The organism is Frankia sp. AiPs1, assembly GCF_023716945.1.
Lineage (GTDB): Bacteria > Actinomycetota > Actinomycetes > Frankiales > Frankiaceae > Frankia.
Window position 1 is genome coordinate 1 of the sequence record NZ_JAMQQF010000693.1, and the last position, 2,805, is coordinate 2,805.

Consider the following 2,805-nt stretch of genomic DNA (forward strand, 5'->3'; position numbering starts at 1 on the left):
CACGCCGGCCGGGGGCGCCGCCAGGGCCGCGGCGGTGGCGGCACTCGCCGCCGCGTCCCGCTTCGCCCCCCGGACGTCGGACAACGGCTGGCCGACCTTGCAGTTGTCCCGGTAGATCGCCAGCGCCTTCAGACCCAGCCGCCAGCCCTCCAGATAGATCTCCTCGACCTCCTCGACGGTCGCCGTCGAGGGCATGTTCACCGTCTTGGAGATCGCGCCGGACAGGAACGGCTGCACCGCGGCCATCATCCGCACATGCCCCATCGGCGAGATGGCCCGCTCGCCGATCGCGCAGTCGAACACGTCGTAGTGCTCCGGGCGCAGGCCGGGGGCGTCGACGACGTGGCCGTGCTCGGCGATGTACTCGACGATCGCCTCGAGGGTCTCCTCCGGGTAACCGAGCGCGCGCAGCGCCGCCGGAACCGTCTGGTTGACGATCCGCATGCTGGCGCCGCCGACCAGCTTCTTCATCTTCACCAGGGCGAGGTCCGGTTCGATGCCGGTGGTGTCGCAGTCCATCGCCAGGCCGATCGTGCCGGTCGGGGCGAGCAGGCTCACCTGGGCGTTGCGCCAGCCGTGCTTGTCGCCCAGAGTCTGCGCCCGGGCCCACTCCTTGGACGCCGCGGCGAGAACCCGGGTGTCCTCGGTGTGCACGGACCGCACGGTGTCGTTCGCGGCGGAGTGCTTGCGCACCACCCGGCGGTGCGCGTCGGCGTTGCGGGCGAAGCCGTCGTAGGCGCCGACGATGCCGGCGAGCTCCGCCGAGCGCCGGTAGGCGGTGGCGGTCATCAGCGAGGTGATGGACCCGGCGAGCGCGCGGCCGCCGTCGGAGTCGTAGGCGCGGGCGCTGGCCATGAGCAGCGCCCCGAGGTTGGCGTAGCCGATGCCGAGCTGGCGGTAGGCGCGGGTGACCGCGGTGATCTCCGGCGTCGGGAAGTCCGCAAAGCAGATCGAGATGTCCATCGCGGTGATGATCAATTCGACCGCGGCGACGAACGCCTCGGCGTCGAACGTCCGGTCCGGGCGCAGGAACTTCAACAGGTTCAGCGACGCGAGGTTGCAGCTTGAGTTGTCCAGGTGCACGTACTCGCTGCAGGGGTTGGAGGCGCTGATCCGGCCGCTCTCGGGGCAGGTGTGCCAGTCGTTGATCGTGCCGTCGTACTGGATGCCGGGGTCCGCGCAGGCCCACGCCGCCTCGGCGACGGTGCGGAACAGCCCCTTGGCGTCGATCGTCTCGATCGTCCGGCCGTCGAGACGCGCCCGCAGGTCGAAGCTGCCCCCGTCGACGACCGCGCGCATGAACTCGTCGGTGACCCGGACCGAGTTGTTGGCGTTCTGGTACTGCACGGAGGCGATGTCGCGGCCGCCGAGATCCATGTCGAACCCGGCGTCCCGCAGCGCCCGGATCTTGTTCTCCTCCCGGGCCTTCGTCTCGACGAACTCGACGATGTCCGGGTGGTCGACGTCGAGCACGACCATCTTCGCGGCGCGGCGGGTCGCCCCGCCCGACTTGATCGTGCCCGCCGACGCGTCGGCGCCGCGCATGAAGCTCACCGGGCCGGACGCCGTGCCGCCGGAGGACAGCAGCTCCTTCGAGGAGCGGATGCGGGACAGGTTCAGCCCGGCCCCCGAACCGCCCTTGAAGATCAGCCCTTCCTCGCGGTACCAGTTGAGAATCGACTCCATGGTGTCATCAACTGAAAGAATGAAACACGCTGAGACTTGCTGCGGCGCCGTGGTTCCGACGTTGAACCACACCGGGGAGTTGAAGCTGAACACCTGGTGGAGCAGCATCCAGGTCAGCTCGTGCTCGAAGGTCTCGGCGTCGGCGTCGGTGGCGAAGTAGCCGTGCTCGCGGCCGCCGGCGGTGTAGGCGTGCACCACCCGGTCGATGAGCTGGCGCAGGGAGGACTCGCGGGTCGGCGTGCCCAGCGCCCCACGGAAGTACTTGCTCGTCACGATGTTCGACGCGTTGACCGACCAGAACTCGGGGAACTCCACCCCGCGCTGCTCGAAGTTGATCGAGCCGTCCCGCCAGTTGGTCATGACGACGTCCCGGGTCTCCCAGGTGACCTCGTCGTACGGGTGCACGCCGACAGTGGTGCGCGAGCGCCGGATCTTCAGTCCGCCCGCTCTGGCCGCAGACCTGCCCGCCTTCGTACCGCGACTTTCGGTCATGACGCTCCTCGTCCTGTCTTCTCATCGGCGCGCACTGGCGCACTGGTGGTGGCATCCCCGCCCGGGTCCGGTCCACCGCAGGTGTGGACGGCGGACCGCGGGCGAATCGGCGTGCCGGCCGGCTCCGGACCCTGGGGTCAACCGGGTCCGGCGCAGCGGCACGCGTGACGAACACGGCGAGCCTGGCGGTCCGGCCTGCGTCCCGGCGCCGTCCGGCCACGGGCACGGCCGGGTACGGGTGGCAGGCGGAACGCAGAACCGGGCCGCGCGAAACCGGGTCCCGCGGGATCGGTCCGCGCAGGATCGGTCCCGCGGGATCGAACGCCCACGCCGGGCGGGTCAGGTCGTCCCGGCCGAACACGGGAACGGGCCGGCGGGGCGGCGGCGAACTGCTGGTGGGACGGACGGGACCTCGGCGGTCCCGCGTTAGTCCGTCAGATGCGGGTGGCCGAGGCGCCGCTCGGCCGCCCGCCCTCGTACTCCCCCGTACTCGGCTCGGCCCGGTCGCGACCGCCCCCGACGACGTTCAACTGGTTTCCGCCGCCACGACGGCTCGACGACGCCGGGTGCTCGCGGACGGCGGCGAGCGTGTCCCGGCCTGGCCGGCCGGGGCGCGCGGTGTCCGCG

Annotated in this window: 1 protein-coding gene and 1 pseudogene; both read right to left on the reverse strand. The window is 71.2% G+C overall.

The genetic code is table 11. The features are described 5' to 3' along the window. The coding region (locus tag ND748_RS29470; protein WP_251749464.1) for a vitamin B12-dependent ribonucleotide reductase at positions 1-2,178 on the reverse strand (2,178 nt) is incomplete at its 3' end. A gap of 434 nt (positions 2,179-2,612) precedes the next feature. Further along, a pseudogene (locus tag ND748_RS29475) lies at positions 2,613-2,805 on the reverse strand (transcriptional repressor NrdR); the annotation flags it as partial.